Origin of the sequence: Zhaonella formicivorans (genome assembly GCF_004353525.1) — a bacterium.
GTDB lineage: Bacteria > Bacillota > DUOV01 > DUOV01 > Zhaonellaceae > Zhaonella > Zhaonella formicivorans.
Genome location: NZ_CP085524.1, coordinates 2,554,167 through 2,570,957, shown reverse-complemented (window position 1 = coordinate 2,570,957; position 16,791 = coordinate 2,554,167). Strand labels below are relative to the sequence as shown.

Sequence of the window (16,791 nt, the reverse complement as noted above, 5' to 3'; positions counted from 1 at the left end):
TAAGACCGGTCGGATAGGAGAGCTAATAATGGAATCTTTAAATAACGCTAATCAGCTTATCGGTGAATATGAAGCTACCCTGGCCAAACCCAGACCGGTGGCTAAAGGAATGGAGCTTTACACCGGAGTGGATTTGGGTACAGCCTACATCGTGCTGGCTGTGGTAGATGCCGAAGGGAAACCGGTAGCCGGAGCCATGCGTTTTGCCCAGGTGGTCAGGGACGGACTGGTAGTGGATTATGTGGGAGCAGTAGGTATCGTGAAAGAGCTTAAAGCCCACCTGGAAGAGAGAATTGGGCAAGAACTTGTATGCGCCGGGGCTGCTTACCCGCCAGGAACCATGGAAGGGGACCAGCGGGCTATCCGTTACGTGGCCGAGTCGGCAGGATTTGAAGTTGAAACTATGGTGGATGAACCTACGGCAGCAAATCAGGTACTGGGGATTAGGAACGGGGCCGTGGTGGATATAGGAGGAGGGACAACCGGCATTGCCGTTTTACAGGACGGCAAAGTCATTTACGTAGCGGACGAACCAACAGGGGGAACCCATTTTAGCTTGGTGGTCGCCGGTGCTTATAAAATCCCCTTTGAAGAAGCGGAAAGGCTAAAAACCGATCCGGCCAGGCAACAGGAGCTTTTTCCCGTGGTGAAACCGGTCATGCAAAAGGTAGCGGCTATTATCGGAAGTCATATCCGCAAGTTTCCCGTGGAGGCTGTTTATCTGGCCGGGGGCACCAGCTGCTTCCCCGGCATTGAGCAGGTGGTGCAAGCGGAGGTAGGCATACCTACATACAAGCCGGAAAATCCATTTTTGGTAACCCCATTGGGAATTGCCCTCTGGGTGCAAAAAGGCCAGGTGGCTAACCGGTGAAGATTGAGTTTATCAAATCTCCCTCCCCCGGGACTATGGCCATTTTGGCCAGGCGCATGGCAAACGGAACCCTATGCGAGCACCCCCCGGGCGCTGTGGGGCTGGTACAAGGGCAGCTGGCGGAAATGCTGATGGCAGCCGATATAGCTGAAAAAGCAGCCCAGGTAGCGGTTGAAGAGGTCCGGGGCATTTGTCCGCAACATATCACCATGATTGCTGTTTTTGGAGACATCGCGGCAGTGGAAGCAGCTTTAAAGGCCATACAGCAACATTTTAACTGTGGTCCATAATTGACGCGGCAAAACCAAAGACAAGAAGGGAAAAGGCGGCTTCTTAAGGGGTGGTTAAATGATTATTGGCAGGGTTATCAACAGCATCTGGTCAACGCGCAAAGATGAATCCCTGGTGGGTGTTAAGCTCATGATTGTCCAACTGCTGGATACGCCGGTGGAAGGAGAAGGCAAAATTATCGTTGCAGCAGATTTGATAGGGGCAGGCATTGGTGAAAGGGTGCTAATCACCCAGGGCAGTTCTGCCAGGCGGATGAAAGGCTTCGAAAATGTTCCGGTAGATGCCATGATTGTCGGCATTATAGATGAAAATCAGGAAAAGGCCTGATCGAGGTGAGGCTTAGTGCGCGAGGATATTGTTGCATTAATTAAAGAAGCAGGGATAGTAGGCGCAGGAGGGGCGGGTTTTCCCACCCATGTGAAGGTCAGTGCCCCGGCAGAGGTAGTAATCGTAAATGGTGCCGAATGCGAACCGCTGCTGCGGGTTGACCAGCAGCTGATGCAGTTTGAGGCCGCGAAAGTAGTTAAAGGGTTGGAAGCGGTCATGGAAGCTACCGGAGCCAGCCAGGGGGTCATTGCTCTCAAAGCTAAGTACAAGGCGGCCAAAGAGGCTTTAACGGAAGAGATAAAAGGGAGGCCGGTCAAATTATTTACCCTGGGGGATTTTTACCCGGCCGGCGATGAACACGTGACTGTTTACGAGGTAGTAAAAAGGGTTGTGCCTGAGGGTGGCATCCCGCTGAAAGTAAACTGTGTAGTCAGCAATGTGGAGACATTAATCAACATAGCCAATGCCTTGGAGGGGGCCCCGGTAACCGATAGTTTTTTGACTGTGACAGGGGAAGTGCCAAAGCCCATCACAGTGAAACTGCCTATTGGGACTTCTATTGCGGAAGCCTTGGCGCTGGCGGGGCTGAAAGATTTGGCAGGCAAGGTGGTAATTGAAGGAGGGCCCATGATGGGCAAGGTGGTTGCTGATGTGGGTGCGCCCATTACTAAAACAACTAAGGGAATAATAGTTTTGCCCGAAGCCCATCCTTTGGTGCAACGCAAAAAACTCTCCCTGGCTCACCAGCTAAGGAGGTCCAAGGCCGCTTGCATCCAATGCAGCCGCTGTACTGATGTTTGCCCGCGGTATATGCTTGGCCACCGGTTGCAGCCGCATAAAATCATGTGTTCTCTGAACTACCTGCGGGGAGATGAGCAAGTGGTCCGGATGAGCCTTTTGTGCAGCGAGTGCGGAGCCTGTGAGTACGGTTGCCCCATGGAATTATCCCCCCGTCAGGTCAATGCAGCATTAAAGCAGGAACTGGCCCAAAAGGGGATCAAACTTGAGTCCGCCTCCCAATCCCCCGTCCCGGAATTGACCAGGGAGTATAAAAAGATACCTGTTAAAAGGTTGATCATTCGAATGGGACTCACAAGATATGATTGCCCGGCGCCACTTACGGCAGTCGAATTTAAGCCTAAAAAAGTCACAATACCCTTACAGCAACATATCGGCGCCCCGGCGGAACCGACGGTGGACGTAGGAGAATGGGTGGAAAAAGGGGCAGAAATTGCCCGGACCAAGGAAGGAGCTTTAGGGGCCAACATACATGCCAGCATCAGCGGGGTTATTACAGCTATAACAGACTGTATTGTAATTGAAACCAGGGACAGGGAGGCGGCTAAGGAATGTTAACTGCTATAGGTTTAGTTGAGCTAAACAGCATTGCCAAAGGAATAGAAGCGGCCGACGCCATGCTCAAGTCGGCCCAGGTGGAAATCTTGACATCCCGGCCCATATGTCCCGGTAAATACATTGTGCTCATCAGCGGTGATGTGGCAGCTGTGGAGAGTGCGGTGCGGGCGGGGGTAAATTTGGGGGAGGCAGCGGTAGTCGACGAATTTATCCTGCCCAATGTTCACCCGGCAGTAATCCCGGCAATAAGTGCCACAACTCCGGCTGTAGATATGCAGGCTCTGGGTATAATCGAAACTTTTTCCATAGCTTCCTTGATTGTAGCTGCCGATACGGCGGTTAAAGCAGCTGAAGTTGATCTCATTGAAATACGCTTGGGTACGGGCATTGGAGGCAAGTCATTTGTGACTTTGACCGGGGACGTGGCCGCGGTAAAAGCTGCAGTGGAAGCAGGCTCAGCTTCGGCAGCTGAGAAAGGGCTGCTCTTAAACAAGGTGGTTATTCCTTCACCCCACCGGAATCTGGTGCCCAGCATTATGTAGCGAACCTGATATTTTAGGCGGTTTAATTGTTTGCTTACAAAATTACAAAACAAACACAACCTGCTTAGGAGGTGAAAAAGTGAAGAAGTTGGTTACGGTTAACGACATTAAGAACTACGCTGGTTCAGGGCAAAAAACCATTTATCTGGAACCGGGAACTATCGTCACTCCGGCGGCTAAAGATGCTGCCGGCGAGTTCGGAGTTTCCTTGCAGTTTGGTTCCGTCCCGGTGCCGGCGAAAGTATCTTGCTGTGGCCCGGTGGAGAATGTCTCTGAGGACGGAGTAGAGCCTCGGGCTGTTAATTTCCAGGGCATCGACCCCGGGCTTATCTCCAAAATAGTGCAGCAGGTAATTGCCTCCCTTCCCCAACTGCAGGGACCAAAGCAAATTGTAAAAGAAGCTGATCCCAGCGGGATTCGTCTTGTGAGGGGCGAAACCGTGGAATGCGAAGCATTCGATACAGGCAATCCCAAGGACAAGGTAGGTATCCGGGAGATCCTTTCCGGAAAAGAGAGCCCTAACCTCGCCACAGGCTTTATGACCATGGAAAAAAGCAGCTTTGAGTGGACCCTGGGGTACGAAGAAATCGACTATATTATAGAAGGGACCTTGGAAATTACTGTAGACGGCAGAACTTACCGGGGAAGAGCAGGGGATGTGTTCTACATTCCCAAGGATACCCATATTACCTTCTCCACGCCGGATAAAGTGAAGTTTTTCTTTGTAACCTATCCCGCCAACTGGGCGGAATTGTCCAATAAACAATAATATTATCTTAAGGAGGAATTGAGATGAATAACGCGTTAGGAATGATTGAAACAAAAGGTTTGGTGGGAGCAATTGAGGCAGCCGATGCGATGGTCAAAGCTGCAAATGTCAGCCTAATCGGCAAAGTTCACGTGGGCGGCGGTCTGGTTACTGTTATGGTCCGCGGAGACGTAGGGGCCGTAAAAGCTGCCACTGACGCAGGTGCCGCAGCTGCCCAAAGGGTTGGAGAACTTATTTCGGTGCACGTCATCCCAAGGCCCCACAGCGATGTGGAGATGATCCTGCCCGACGATTACAAAAAATTGGCTAAGTAAGCCAAGTGGTTGAGTTTACAAGACACTAGGGTTAAGATTTTCAAGGTAGACGCCCATGCTGCTTTCGCAGCATTAGCAGCACAGTTAAATCCAGCTAAACGTTTATGCCCGTGGCAGTGACCTTTGGCTGAATCCTTAGAGCACCCTGCGAGGACAAGGACTGAAAGCGGACGAGCGGCACGGACGCCGCGAGAGCGGTGGAGCGACAGGATGTCGCATCACCGCGTGCCGCTGGAAGTCCGGCACCGAGCAGTTGGTGCTCTTGATTCAGACAGTGGGAGCGACAGGACATTAAACGTTATAGCTATTTTCGAGATAGCCTAAAAGGGGTTGAACTGATGAAACTGCAAGCACTGGGGATGATCGAAACCCGTGGGCTGGTGGCAGCTATTGAAGCGGCGGACGTTGCAACAAAAACGGCGGAAGTTACACTTTTGGGATATGAAAAAGTAACCGGTGGACTGATAATGGTGGCAGTAACGGGAGAGGTTGCGGCCGTGCAGGCTGCGATAAGCGCCGGAAGCGCTGCCGCTGAGAAGATCGGTCAGCTCATCAGCCGGCATGTTATCCCCAGGCCCGCGGAAGACCTGGAGATGCTTTTCCAGGAAGAAGATGCGGAGCCGGATAACAATCCTTCCGCTCCGGGCCCGGGAGGAGAAGGCCCTGGCCCGGGATGTACAGCAGAAGACAATGCCAATTTATTCCCTCAGGACAAAAGAATCAACCCACTACAGCAAAACCGGCTTGTGCCCAGCGAGATCTACTTGCAGTCCCTGACAGTGGGGGAACTGCGCAGGATGGCGCGCAAAACCGAGGGTATTGCCATCTACGGCAGACAAATCTCCAAGGCCAATAAAGAGCAACTTATTACGGAAATTCTACGGGCGCATAAAGCTGAAATTCGACCTGGTAGTAACATTAGACCGTAAGGAGGGAGGAAACAGGGTGGCAATTGATTATGATTTGAGTTCAATCCAGGATGCCAGGGATTTAGCCCGGAAAGCTAAAGAAGCCCAAAGGGCTTTTGCCAAATATTCCCCGGAGGAAATCGACAGGATTGTAGCTGCCATGTCGGAAGCAGCCCAAGCCAATGCAGAATGGCTGGCCCGGATGGCGGTGGATGAAACCAAATTTGGAGTATTTAAGGACAAAGTAACCAAAAACCTTTTTGCTGCCAAAAATGTTTACGAATACATCAAGGACATGAAGACTTTGGGGGTTTTGCGGGAAGATAAGGAACGGAAGGTAATCGAAGTGGGGACCCCAATGGGAGTACTGATGGGGATAGTACCTTCCACTAACCCCACTTCTACCACCATTTATAAGTCCCTGATTGCTCTGAAGTCCGGCAACGCCATCGTCTTTGCGCCACACCCTAATGCGGCCAGATGTACCAATGCAGCGGCCCAGGTAATGCACGAGGCGGCAGTCAAGGCCGGAGCGCCTGAGGGCATAATCGGCTGCCTGACCAAGATTACCATGGCAGCAACCCAGGAACTGATGAAACATGAGGATATTGCTCTCATTTTGGCCACCGGCGGCCCGGGGATGGTCAAGGCAGCTTACAGCGCCGGCAAGCCGGCATACGGTGTGGGCGCCGGCAACGTCCCGGCTTTTATAGAGCGTTCAGCTAACATCAAGCAGGCAGTCAGTGATATTATCACCGGCAAGACTTTTGATAACGGAGTAATCTGCTCATCCGAAAACTCCATTATAGTGGATGAACCAATTAAAGAAGAGGTTATAGCGGAGTTTAAAGCGCAGGGCGCATATTTTTTGAATCCGGAAGAGGTTGACAAAGTTAGCCGGGTGGTAATGACTCCCAAGGGAGAAATGAATGCAGCCCTGGTGGGCAAAACACCTAAAATAATTGCAGAAAAAGCGGGCATTGCCATTCCGGAAGGCACACGGCTATTGATCGCTCCCCTGGAGGGATACGGGCCGGGTTATCCCTTATCTTACGAAAAACTTACAACCGTGGTGGCGTTTTACGTTGTAAAAAACTGGGAAGAAGCATGCCTTCTTGCCATAGAGCTTTTAAACCTGATGGGGGTTGGTCACAGCTTTGCTATCCACTCTCAGAATGAGGAGATTATCAGGGAATTTATCAGGAAGCCTGTTTCCCGCATTCTGGTCAACACTCCTTCTTCCCTTGGCGGAGTAGGATTTACTACCGGTTTGGCGCCGTCCCTGACTCTAGGCTGCGGCACTTTGGGGGGCAGCAGCACTTCCGATAACGTGACGCCGCTTCACTTGATCAACATTAAACGGCTAGCTTACGGTCTGAAGCAAGTTGACACTGCTGCCTCGTCCAAAACCCAAGGGGCTAAGTTCACCCCCGACGATGTGGCAGCCATTGTGAAGCAGGTTTTAGCCCAACTGCAAGGGTAAAGCAGGGGAGACCGTAAAGGAAGGTGAGTCGGGTGAACAAGGAACAACTGGAAGCGGTGGTCAGGCAAGTGGTTTTGGAGCACTTGACGACGCAGCAGCGGGAGGAAAAAGGAGAAGGAAAAATCCCTTTAGGGATTTCCAACCGGCATGTCCACCTCTGAACTGGCCACCTAGCACGTCTATTCGGTCCGAATAGCCAGTTGACAAAATGGAGAGATCTTTCCCAGCCTGGGCAATTTGCCTGTGAAGAGAAGGTGACTCTGGTAGGTCCAAGAGGGGTTATAGAAAATGTCCGGGTGCTGGGTCCTGCCCGTAAACAGTCGCAGGTAGAAATTTCAATTACTGACTCTTTCAAGCTGGGGGTGCAGGCCCCTATCCGTGATTCAGGGGACCTGCAGGGTTCAGCCGGAATAACCATGGTGGGGCCGGCAGGTTCAGTCACTCTGAAAGAAGGGTGCATTGTTGCCGCCCGCCACATCCACATGCATACCACTGATGCCAGGCGCTTTGGGGTAAAAGACGGTGACCGGGTTAATGTAAAAGCTACCGGGCCCCGGGGAGTAGTCTTCTCACAGGTGTTAATCAGGGTAAGCGAAAATTACAGGTTGGAAATGCACTTGGATGTGGACGAAGCCAACGCAGCTGCTTTAAAAAACGGTGATAAAGTTGAAATCGTACAGTTTTGTGAGAACTGTAAGGTTAAACCATAAATGATATTTGGCCCGGCAGGTTAGCTCCACCATGTTGAGGCATGGGCTGAGCTTTCGGTAAGGCCGCCGCTGATTGTCCATATTGTCATTTGAGCCACTCATCCTGTTTAGCAAGGGGGTGAGTGGCTTTTTCTTCAGCAAGAAGTAAAAGCAACTCCTTAGCCGTAGCTAAGGAGGTAGCTTGTAGACAAAGCCAGCATGTATTATTTCGCTCTGGACAAGCTCCTACGCCGTTGCCGGCAGCAGAGCTGCCGACGGCTGTGGAAACCAGTCCCGCTCCATAATACATGCTGGCTGTTAATGGTTTGTCGACGGTCTGGCTCCCTTAGCCGGAGCTAAGGAGGCATAATCAAGCCTGCAAGCATCCCCTTGGCAACATATACTTGCTTAAGATTGCCGCTTTGTAAACCATTTTGGCAAAAGCAATATTTTTAGCGTAAAAAGGGTCTTAGCTTAAAAACGTAGAATATGTAAAATGTAGTTCAGAAAAACTTTTAATAGGAATTTATTGCCAAGGTGGGGTAGAGATATGCTTAAAATAGTTACCGACAGTGCCTGTGATTTGTCATTGGAAATAGCGCGTGAACTGGGTATTACAGTTGTGCCCCTGACGGTCAACATCGAAGGTCAGGTTTACAGGGATAGAGTTGATATCAGTGTGGACGAGTTCTATCAAAGAATAAGCTCAGATAACATTATGCCTACCACTGCGCAAATAGCGCCGCAGACATTTTACGAGTGCTTTAAGTCCCTGCTACAAGAAGGACATGAGGTGCTGGCACTGATTTTTTCTTCCCGTTTAAGCGGTACTTATCAATCTTCAGTTATTGCCAAGGAGATGCTTACCGGTGGCAGGGTGGAAACTCTGGACACGAAAAGTGCTTCGGTAGGTTTGGGCCTTACGGTTTTGGAGGCGGCAAAAATGGCCAAAGACGGAGCCGATTTAGACATTGTTTTGGCTAAAGCCCGTGACATGTCGGCTAGAATGGAACACATTTTTGTAGTTGATTCTCTGGAGATGTTAAAAAGAGGCGGCAGAATCAGCGCCGCCCAGGCCATAATCGGGGGGATGTTGAACGTGAAGCCCGTACTGCAAATTGATGCTGAAGGGCAGATTGTGCCCCTTGATAAAGTCCGGGGATGGAAAAAGGCCCTTGCTAAACTAATCCAAGTGATGGCGGAGCGGGGTAAAAACCTGGAGCAGCAGACTATCGGCATTAGTCATGCTAACAATCGGGAAATGGTGGAAGAGTTGAGCCAGCTCATCAAAACTGAATATAACGTGAAAGATATTTTTGTTTCGGAAATTGGCCCGGTTATAGGCAGTCATGCCGGCCCGGGGACAGTTGCTTTGTTCTTTCAAAGTTGAGTGCTGCTAATTTTCCCTAATTTTCAGAACAGGTCATTTGCTATATGCCGAAAGGCATAAAATGCTTCAGTTGTTTTACCCGGGAATGCACAGACGGGTCCCAGGCCGCAGGTTATAGGGGTTAACCCCGGGGTTGGCTTGCAGGATTTCCCGCACTGATTTTCCTGTCATTTGAGCTATCCTGTATATGGTGTCCCCCCGCTCTACCACCCAGATGAAGCCTCCGGGACATGGAGGCACAACTAAGGAAGGGATGCAGATAGTGCTTCCGACTTGCAGGTTCAAAGGATCAACCGTTGGGTTAGCTTCCAGCAGCACCTCAACCGGCAACAAAGCTTCCTGGGCTATTGAGTACAAAGTATCACCAGGCTGAATGGTGTAGAGCGTTCCCTTGCAACGGGATGGTCCGGGTCTTTGTGCGCGCATAAAAATACCTCCTTTCTATACTACTACTACCATATGCACAGCAACTGCAGCTGTCCCTGTAACTTGTTTGTGGCCGGGTAAAATAATTACAAAAAAAAATAAGTGACTAAAAATTTTACGACAGAAAGTTATTTTTAAGCTAAATGTTAAAAGGAAAAATTAAACTTTTGTCTAATTTATTTTTTAAGAGAAAGGAGGTGAAATTTATATGAATATGAAGTCCTTAACAAAGGAGGAAAAAAGTGTGAGAAAGTATTTAGCTTCACTGTTAGTTTTAGGATTGTTTGTGGCCTTTTTTGCTGTGGCCGTGGGAATTCAACCCCAGGCTGACGCGAAGCCGGACTACGGCAGCAATTGTGCAAGTTGTCACAATGGCACTGTAGCTCCTAAGCTGGGAGGAAGCACTGCACCTGCTCCTAAACCGGCACCAAAACCGGCTCCGGCTAAATCAACAACGACTAAGCCTGCTTCTAATGCCGCTCCGGCCAAGACAGCCAAACCGGCTGCACCTAAAGAGGAGCCCGTTAAAATTACGGTAGAAGGTAAAGCGGTAAAAGGATTTAAATTAAACGGCACTGTTTATGCGTCCGTCAAAGAATATGCCGCTGCCATGAACTACAACCTAAGCTGGAACGGCGAAAAACAAATCGTCACCCTATCTGATTATAATACTGCTTTGGAAATTTATCTCCTTAACGGTTTAATCAAGTACCGTGGCAAAGACAACAAGATCGCTTCCATGACCAAAGACGGTGCTTCTTACGTTGATATCAAAGGAATTACCGAGCTGACCCATGGGAAAATTACTGAACAGAACAATGTATATACCGTAAGAAAGAGCAGCAAAACTTTCGCTTGGGAGCAGTCAGGACACAACTTCGACTTGAAAGCAGCTGAGAGAATGGCTACAAATGATGCTTGCCTTAAGTGCCATAATGGTTTAGCCAATATTGATACCACGAAAAAATATGCAGACTTAAATGCTCAAGCTCCAATTGGCTGCAACACTTGTCACGGAGAAAGCAAAGCGGTTAAAGATTTAAGGGGAGCTAAACCTTATGTGACACCTTACGGTATGGAAATTGATGCAGGCGCGGGAACGGTTTGCATCAACTGCCATAATATCAACAGGCCTCTGAATAATTTTGCAGGACTATACGCTGAATACAGAGCGCCACACCAAGGACCGCAAGCTGAAGTCTTATTTGCCACCGGTGGATTTGAATTTGGCGAAAGGGCCTACGAAAGGTCTCCCCATGGTGCAATTGAAGACACCTGTGTAACCTGTCACATGGCTAAGCAGGATGATGAGTATGGACCGGTAGGCGGACATACTTTCAAGGTTGCTTCCGGCGATGTTCAGAATCTAAATGCTTGCACTAGTTGCCATGCTGATTTAAAAGATCTTAACCGTCGCGCCTTGGCAGATTACGACGGCGACAAGAAACTGGAAGGCATCCAGGATGAGATTCATGGCTTATTGGAAGAATTAAAAGAAGCCATTAAGGAGAAATATCAGTTAGTAGACTTAATTGATAAGAGCGGGAGGATTATGTTTGTAACCGACAACACTGATCCCGCTAATCCGAAAGGCTTAGAAGCAGGTAAAGTTTCTGAAAACGATTATAAAGCTGCTTTCAATTACTTCTTAATTGAAGCTGACGGTAGTGAAGGTATCCATAACCCTGCTTATGCCGTACAACTGCTACAACAATCTTACAAAGCTGTAACCGGGCACGATGTACCTAACGCAGTAATTCGGTAGATGCGGTAAAAAGTCTAGCCAGCGGCAATATAACTGCCGCTGGTTTTTTGCTGGATTTACGCTAAATATAAAATACTATAGCGGTTTGCACCATTTTGATCTACAATTTAAGCTGTAGGGATCAGGAAAGAAAGGGGTTGTGGCAATGCAACTAACTAGACAGGGGGATTACGCCATCAGGACTGTGCTAGATTTGGCTCAAATGGTGCCTGGCGAATTGCAGCAGACTAAGCAGGTAGCCGCCAGACAAGAAATTCCGGAAGCTTTTTTAAACAAAATAATCCAGCTTCTAAGTAAGGCAGGTCTGGTACAAACAAGCAGAGGAGCCCAAGGAGGCGTTAAGCTTGCCAAGCCCAGCGAAGAAATTACTTTGCGTCAGGTTATAGAGGCTGTCGAGGGGCCTATTGCCCTAAACCGATGTTTGACGGGAACAGAACCGTGCCCCAGGGAGAAAAGCTGCCTGGTGCATAATTCACTGGCTCATGTACAAGATGTTTTGGTAAATGAATTGGATAAAATAACTATTGGTGCTTTGCTTGCGCAAAAATTCACATCAGAGAGTACATTGCAGAAAGATGAAGAAGTCGTATAATAAATGGTTTTTAACAAAAGTAAAAAAAGCAATAAAAGATCACGACATGTTGGCGCCTGGTGACCGTGTCGCGCTGGGGCTGTCGGGAGGAAAGGACAGCGGCACGCTGCTCTATATTATGCATTTGCTGCGGCGTTATTCGCATTGGGAATTCGAGCTGGTTCCCATTACTCTGGATTTGGGGTGGGAAGCTGATCTGACCCCTTTGGAAAATTATTGTACAAGCCTGGGGTACCAGCTGCATGTAGAGCCCACCCAGATCGGGAAGATCGTGTTTGAGTACAGGCAGGAGAAAAACCCTTGCTCGCTTTGCGCCAACCTGCGCCGCGGCGCCCTGCACAACGCTGCATTGGCTTTGGGCTGTAATAAAGTTGCCCTTGGACATCACCTGGATGATGCTATTGAAACATTTTTTTTAAACCTCATTTATGCAGGAAAAATTGGAGCTTTTCCGCCCAAAATATTTCTGGATAAGACTAAGCTGACTCTAATCAGACCCATGGTTTACCTGCCGCAGGAAACTGTGATTTCTTTGGCCAGGGCAGAAAATATACCCATAATCCATAACCCTTGTCCGGCTAACGGACACACCAAACGCCAGGAGATGAAAGAATTGGTAGCCTGCGTTCAAATGAAGTACCCTGATATAAAAAGCAAGTTTCTTTCAGCCTTTGGCAATGTAGAAATAGATAATTTGTGGCAGAACTAAGCAGGTGCCAAAAAAAAGCCCAACCTGATTCAGGTTGGGTTTGTTGGACAAACGAGGGTATCGCTTGTCAACTGTTATATATATATAAAGGCAGATAGTGGGTAGGCAACTAGTTTTGGTCAATTTTAGCCACGAGACTGGCTTCTTGGCGTTCAGAACAAGCGGGCTGGCTGGCAAACCACTCCCAATTGGAAATCAAGCTGTTGTATTTTTGCTCAATATCGGCATAACGCTCATTGAGGTTTTTGCAGCTTTCCAAGGAGAGTCTGACAACTCTTTTTTGCATGGCCGGCCCCACTTCTTTTAACACGATGGCCATAACCATTCCTCCTTAAAATATATTTCTTTCCCTCTTTGCCTACCTAATATAGCAAATACCGTGCCAAACTAAGCCAGGAAAGAAAAAATCGCAAAAAAAAAAACAAGAAAGGCGGGATATTATTGAACTTATTGAGGTTTGAGTTGGAGTAGTTGTTAGTTGTTGGTAGCTGGTTGTTAGTTACAATCAAGTTTCCAAGGTAACACAGGAACTGGGGACTAGGGACTAGTGACTAAGGACTAACGACTAATGCTCGATGCTGTCCAAAAAATTGGATTTTCTATTCATTTTTTTGGCAGATGTTGAAGCGCTTAAGCATCTCATTGAGGGTTGTGCGCTTCAGCCCCAGCAGCTCAGCGGCTTTGGCCTGGACCCAGGACGACTCTTCCAGGGCACTCATAATCAGCTCTTTTTGAAATGCTGCAACTGCCTCCTTAAATGGAAGTTTGGCGGCGGGAGAGGCGCATTTTTTAAAGGTCTGCAGTTCTGCCGGCAAATCAGTTGCTTCGATTTTCTGCCCTTCGCATAAAATCACAGCCCTTTCCAGCACATTTTCTAATTCCCGCACGTTGCCGGGCCATTCATAGTTGAGTAAGATTGCCAAGGCTTCCTGGCTGATGTCCTGGATTTTTTTACCGAATTTTATGCAGAAATTGCGTAAAAAAAGCTGTGCCAGTTGGGGGATGTCCTCAACCCTTTCCCGCAGGGGAGGCAAATTGATGGTTATAATGTTTAAGCGGTAGTACAAATCAGGGCGGAATTCTCCTCGTGCCATTGCTTCTTCCAGGTTGCGGTTCGTAGCGCTGATCACCCGCACATCCACCCGGCGTGGTTTAGTCTCGCCGATGCGCAGGAATTCCTGTTCCTGGAGCACTCTTAAGAGTTTCGCTTGCAAAGCCAGGCTGATGTCGCCTATTTCGTCGAGGAAAATGGTACTGCCGTCTGCTTCCTCAAATAAGCCCTTTTTAGCAGTAACAGCTCCGGAAAAAGCTCCCCTGGCATGCCCAAACAGTTCGCTCTCCAGCAAATTTTCCGGTATGGCAGCACAGTTGATGGAGATTAAGGGTTTTTTGCCACGGGGGCTTGCTGCGTGAATGGCCTTGGCCACCAGTTCTTTGCCGGTCCCGCTTTCACCCCTGATGAGCACAGTGCTGTCGACTTTGGCAACTTTGGCGATGAGCCTGTGCACTTCCTGCATGGCTGCACTGTCACCTACCAGCTGCCCGCCCGCAGGTTTGATTTTGACCAATTCCTGCTCCAGGCTTCTCTTTTCCCACAGCAGAGTCCTCTGGGCCAGGGCTTTTTCCACGACAACTTTAATTTCTTCAATCTTAAAGGGTTTGGGTAAATAATCGAAAGCACCTTTTTTCATAGCCAGAATAGCATTTTCCACGGTGGAGTAGCCGGTGATCATGATCACCTGAGTAGCAGAGTCCTCTTTTTTGACCTCGTCCAAAATATCCATCCCGCTGATTTGCGGCATCATTAAGTCGGTAATGACCACATCGTAACTTTGCTCCTTGATCTTATTTAAGGCGGTTTGCGGAGCTGTGGTGGTTTCTACCTGATAGCCTTCCGCTGCGAGAATTGTAGCTAAAAACTCTCCCATCCTAGGTTCATCATCAACCACTAAAATTTTAGCCAGCCTGCTCATTTTTACACCTCTTTACAGGCAGCCTTACACTAAAGGTGCTGCCTTTTCCCTCCACGCTGTCCACCAAAATATCGCCGCCATATTTTTGGATGATGCTGTAGCTAATGGCCAAACCCAGACCGGTGCCCTTGCCAATTTCTTTGGTGGTAAAAAAGGGTTCAAATATTTTGCTTAAATGCTCTGCGGGAATTCCCCGCCCAGTGTCCCGGAAATTGATTACTACTGACTTTCCCGCCTCAAACATGCTGTCAATGCTGAGTCTCCCGCTTTCTCTCATTGCTTCACAGGCATTGAGCAGGAGGTTTAAAAAAACTTGCTCTATTTCCTGTTTGTTGAGTTCTAAGTCCGGTAAACCGTCAGCCAAATTTAAAGTGATCACATGGCCGTGTAAATCATATTGGTGCTGCACCAGTTCCACTGCATGTCGGAGCAACTCATTAATGTTGCATAGTGTTATTTCCCCGGGGGCAGGTCTGGCCAGGGTTAACAAATTCCTGACAATGGCGGCGATGCGCTCCACTTCTTCGCTGATAATATCCAATTTTTGTCTCGCACCCTGGTCACCGGCCGGCAGAATATTTTTTAAAAGTTCCGTATAGCCGGAAATCAAGGATAAGGGGTTATTGATTTCATGGGCTATGCCCGCAGCCAGACGGCCTACGGAGGCCAGTTTTTCCGAGGCTAAGAGCTGGGCTTCCAACCGACGCTCCAGGGTAATATCTTCCCAGATTAAGACGGCTCCCAGGCAGCGGCCTGTATTATCCTTAAAGGGATAACCCTTGAGATTGATAAATTTGTTCCCTTGCTCCCCTGGTAAGCAGATATCCTGCACCACCACATTAACTCCTTGTTCGATGACAGTTTGAAGATGCCCTGCTATTTCCTTTTGCAGGGCAGGAGGCAGCAGTTCCAGATAATTTTGGCCAAGATAGGAGTGGATGTCTTTTGCACCAAGCAGGGAGTTAGGGTCATGGCAAGTGGTAATAATGCCCTGCCGGTTAACGACTAAAATGGTTTCAGCAATGCTTTTTACGATATTGTTGTTATACTCTTTCAAGTAGGTTAATTCCTGGTTATTTTTTTGCAGTTCGCCGATTAAATAAGGCAGGCACATAACATTTTCAGCCAATCCCTGGTACACTGCTATTGCCTTTTCCCGGCAGGTGGTATAACCGCAGGCGCCGCAGTTCAGCTCATCTTCCGGTTTGGTTTTGCCCAAGCCCTCTAAAATTGCTTTAATTTCCTCATCATTAGGCTGGGGAAAGGTGATGCTTTTGTTCTCAAATTTCCGGTTCAGGTTGAGCTTGGGAAGATGGTTGGAATCGCAGCGGCTGTCCGTGAGGAGGCCCTTATTTTTCAGGTACCAGGCAATTATTTTTTGCCGCGTGTATTTGGGCAGATCATTTTGCAGCATTGGCCCGTTGATGCAGCCTTCGCAAAAGAGGATATCCACAAACCCTGAAAAAGCTTTTCCTGACGCGGCAGCCTTTAAAAATTCCAGGCAATTCTCTTTGCCGTGAATAGCTATCAGGTCTTGATTGACAAAGTCCGGGGAAAGCCCGGCGCTGGCCAGGAGTCCCCCCGGTACAGGGTATAACCGGCCTGCGGAGGTGGGAGGATTGGAGAACCTCCCTACCGGCAAGTCGACTGGCTCCAAACCCCGTATTTGCCATAAAGTTTCCAACTCATCGAAGGTCAACACGGCATCTATGCTGCGGGGAACATTGGCATCCCTGGCTTCCTCTTTTTTAGCGATACAGGGCCCGATAAACACCACTTTGGCCTCCGGCCGCAGCCGTTTAAGATACTGTCCTGTGGCAATCATGGGGGAAACGACCGGTACAAGTTTGGGCAGCAGCTCCGGGTAGCATTTTTCCACCAAACTTACTACCGCGGGGCAGGTAGTGCTGATTAGACCTTGCGTTTCTTGCCTGCTGAAAACCAGTTCCCTGTATTTTTGGGTAACCAGTTCTGCCCCGTAGGCGACTTCGTAGACTTCTTGAAACCCCAGAAGCTTTAAAGCAGTAATGATGCTGCCGGGAGGAATGGGGTAAAATTCTACCGCAAAGGAAGGCGCCAAGCAGGCCACCGTGGGATAATGGGCCAAAAACTCTTCTACAACCGTCGCTTCGCTTTCTACCTGTTTGGCCCGCTGGGAGCATACCTTCAGACAATGGCCGCAGGAAATGCAGAGGGGTGCCAAAACCTGGGCCTGCTCGTTTTCTACTTTAATGGCTTTGACAGGACAGTTGCGCACGCAGGAATAACATTTTTTGCATTTGCCTGCTGTGGTGCTCACTACGCCCAATGGATTCACCTGCTTTCCACTAACATCTGCTATCAGCCGTCAGCTCACAGCTAGCAGCTATCAGCCGTCAGCTGTCAG

The 16,791-nt window shown here is 48.9% G+C and carries 17 protein-coding genes and 1 pseudogene; 14 read left to right on the top strand and 4 right to left on the bottom strand.

Annotated elements, in window-relative coordinates:
- The first annotated feature begins 28 nt into the window (after positions 1 to 28).
- The 11 genes and pseudogenes from eutJ to EYS13_RS12555 all read left to right on the top strand — a co-directional run bounded on the left by eutJ (position 29) and on the right by EYS13_RS12555 (position 8,940).
- Positions 29 to 871 carry an ethanolamine utilization protein EutJ gene (eutJ, locus tag EYS13_RS12605; protein ID WP_227763235.1) on the top strand — a complete coding sequence of 281 codons (843 nt, stop codon included), beginning with the start codon at positions 29 to 31 and terminating at the stop codon, positions 869 to 871.
- Positions 868 to 1,161, top strand: coding sequence for a BMC domain-containing protein (locus EYS13_RS12600; RefSeq protein ID WP_227763233.1), 294 nt, complete (start codon positions 868 to 870; stop codon positions 1,159 to 1,161). The genes eutJ and EYS13_RS12600 overlap by 4 nt, the downstream gene beginning before the upstream one ends.
- 58 nt (positions 1,162 to 1,219) lie before the next feature.
- Positions 1,220 to 1,489 carry a EutN/CcmL family microcompartment protein gene (locus EYS13_RS12595; RefSeq protein ID WP_227763231.1) on the top strand — a complete coding sequence of 90 codons (270 nt, stop codon included), beginning with the start codon at positions 1,220 to 1,222 and terminating at the stop codon, positions 1,487 to 1,489.
- Positions 1,490 to 1,504: 15 nt separating this feature from the next.
- The gene (locus tag EYS13_RS12590) at positions 1,505 to 2,845 is read left to right on the top strand and encodes a 4Fe-4S dicluster domain-containing protein (RefSeq protein ID WP_227763228.1); all 1,341 of its coding nucleotides are present in this window, start codon (positions 1,505 to 1,507) and stop codon (positions 2,843 to 2,845) included.
- The gene (locus tag EYS13_RS12585; RefSeq protein ID WP_227763225.1) at positions 2,839 to 3,387 is read left to right on the top strand and encodes a BMC domain-containing protein; all 549 of its coding nucleotides are present in this window, start codon (positions 2,839 to 2,841) and stop codon (positions 3,385 to 3,387) included. The genes EYS13_RS12590 and EYS13_RS12585 overlap by 7 nt, the downstream gene beginning before the upstream one ends.
- A gap of 79 nt (positions 3,388 to 3,466) precedes the next feature.
- A complete protein-coding gene (locus EYS13_RS12580) occupies positions 3,467 to 4,156 on the top strand; it encodes a cupin domain-containing protein (protein ID WP_227763223.1) in 690 nt (229 codons plus the stop codon).
- A gap of 23 nt (positions 4,157 to 4,179) precedes the next feature.
- Positions 4,180 to 4,470: an ethanolamine utilization microcompartment protein EutM gene (gene eutM / locus EYS13_RS12575; RefSeq protein WP_227763214.1), complete on the top strand. Its 291-nt coding sequence runs from the start codon at positions 4,180 to 4,182 to the stop codon at positions 4,468 to 4,470.
- A gap of 338 nt (positions 4,471 to 4,808) precedes the next feature.
- Complete coding sequence (locus tag EYS13_RS16610) at positions 4,809 to 5,399, top strand: BMC domain-containing protein (RefSeq protein WP_423055279.1); 591 nt, start codon at positions 4,809 to 4,811, stop codon at positions 5,397 to 5,399.
- A 16-nt stretch (positions 5,400 to 5,415) separates the two neighbouring features.
- Complete coding sequence (locus tag EYS13_RS12565; RefSeq protein ID WP_227763212.1) at positions 5,416 to 6,861, top strand: acetaldehyde dehydrogenase (acetylating); 1,446 nt, start codon at positions 5,416 to 5,418, stop codon at positions 6,859 to 6,861.
- A 68-nt stretch (positions 6,862 to 6,929) separates the two neighbouring features.
- A pseudogene (locus EYS13_RS12560) lies at positions 6,930 to 7,571 on the top strand (phosphate propanoyltransferase).
- Between the two features lie 529 nt (positions 7,572 to 8,100).
- Positions 8,101 to 8,940, top strand: a complete 840-nt coding sequence (locus EYS13_RS12555; RefSeq protein ID WP_227763209.1) for a DegV family protein — start codon at positions 8,101 to 8,103, stop codon at positions 8,938 to 8,940.
- A 75-nt stretch (positions 8,941 to 9,015) separates the two neighbouring features.
- On the opposite strand, the gene EYS13_RS12550 is transcribed toward EYS13_RS12555, so the two are convergent.
- Positions 9,016 to 9,366: a LysM peptidoglycan-binding domain-containing protein gene (locus tag EYS13_RS12550; protein WP_227763206.1), complete on the bottom strand. Its 351-nt coding sequence runs from the start codon at positions 9,364 to 9,366 to the stop codon at positions 9,016 to 9,018.
- 244 nt (positions 9,367 to 9,610) lie between these two features.
- Between EYS13_RS12550 and EYS13_RS12545 the strand changes: the two genes are divergently transcribed.
- The 3 genes from EYS13_RS12545 to EYS13_RS12535 all read left to right on the top strand — a co-directional run bounded on the left by EYS13_RS12545 (position 9,611) and on the right by EYS13_RS12535 (position 12,432).
- On the top strand, positions 9,611 to 11,131 hold the full coding sequence (locus EYS13_RS12545) for an ammonia-forming cytochrome c nitrite reductase subunit c552 (protein ID WP_227763200.1): 1,521 nt from the start codon (positions 9,611 to 9,613) through the stop codon (positions 11,129 to 11,131).
- A 145-nt stretch (positions 11,132 to 11,276) separates the two neighbouring features.
- A complete protein-coding gene (locus tag EYS13_RS12540) occupies positions 11,277 to 11,723 on the top strand; it encodes an RrF2 family transcriptional regulator (protein ID WP_227763198.1) in 447 nt (148 codons plus the stop codon).
- Entirely contained in the window at positions 11,707 to 12,432 is a 726-nt protein-coding gene (locus EYS13_RS12535; RefSeq protein WP_227763197.1) for a PP-loop family protein, read from the top strand. The genes EYS13_RS12540 and EYS13_RS12535 overlap by 17 nt, the downstream gene beginning before the upstream one ends.
- 109 nt (positions 12,433 to 12,541) lie before the next feature.
- Here the strand turns inward: EYS13_RS12535 and EYS13_RS12530 are convergent, their stop codons facing one another.
- From EYS13_RS12530 to EYS13_RS12520, 3 genes are all read right to left on the bottom strand, one after another.
- Complete coding sequence (locus EYS13_RS12530) at positions 12,542 to 12,751, bottom strand: hypothetical protein (protein ID WP_227763195.1); 210 nt, start codon at positions 12,749 to 12,751, stop codon at positions 12,542 to 12,544.
- A gap of 280 nt (positions 12,752 to 13,031) precedes the next feature.
- Complete coding sequence (locus tag EYS13_RS12525; protein WP_227763193.1) at positions 13,032 to 14,405, bottom strand: sigma-54-dependent transcriptional regulator; 1,374 nt, start codon at positions 14,403 to 14,405, stop codon at positions 13,032 to 13,034.
- Complete coding sequence (locus tag EYS13_RS12520) at positions 14,389 to 16,704, bottom strand: [Fe-Fe] hydrogenase large subunit C-terminal domain-containing protein (protein ID WP_227767923.1); 2,316 nt, start codon at positions 16,702 to 16,704, stop codon at positions 14,389 to 14,391. The genes EYS13_RS12525 and EYS13_RS12520 overlap by 17 nt, the downstream gene beginning before the upstream one ends.
- Positions 16,705 to 16,791 lie beyond the last annotated feature (87 nt).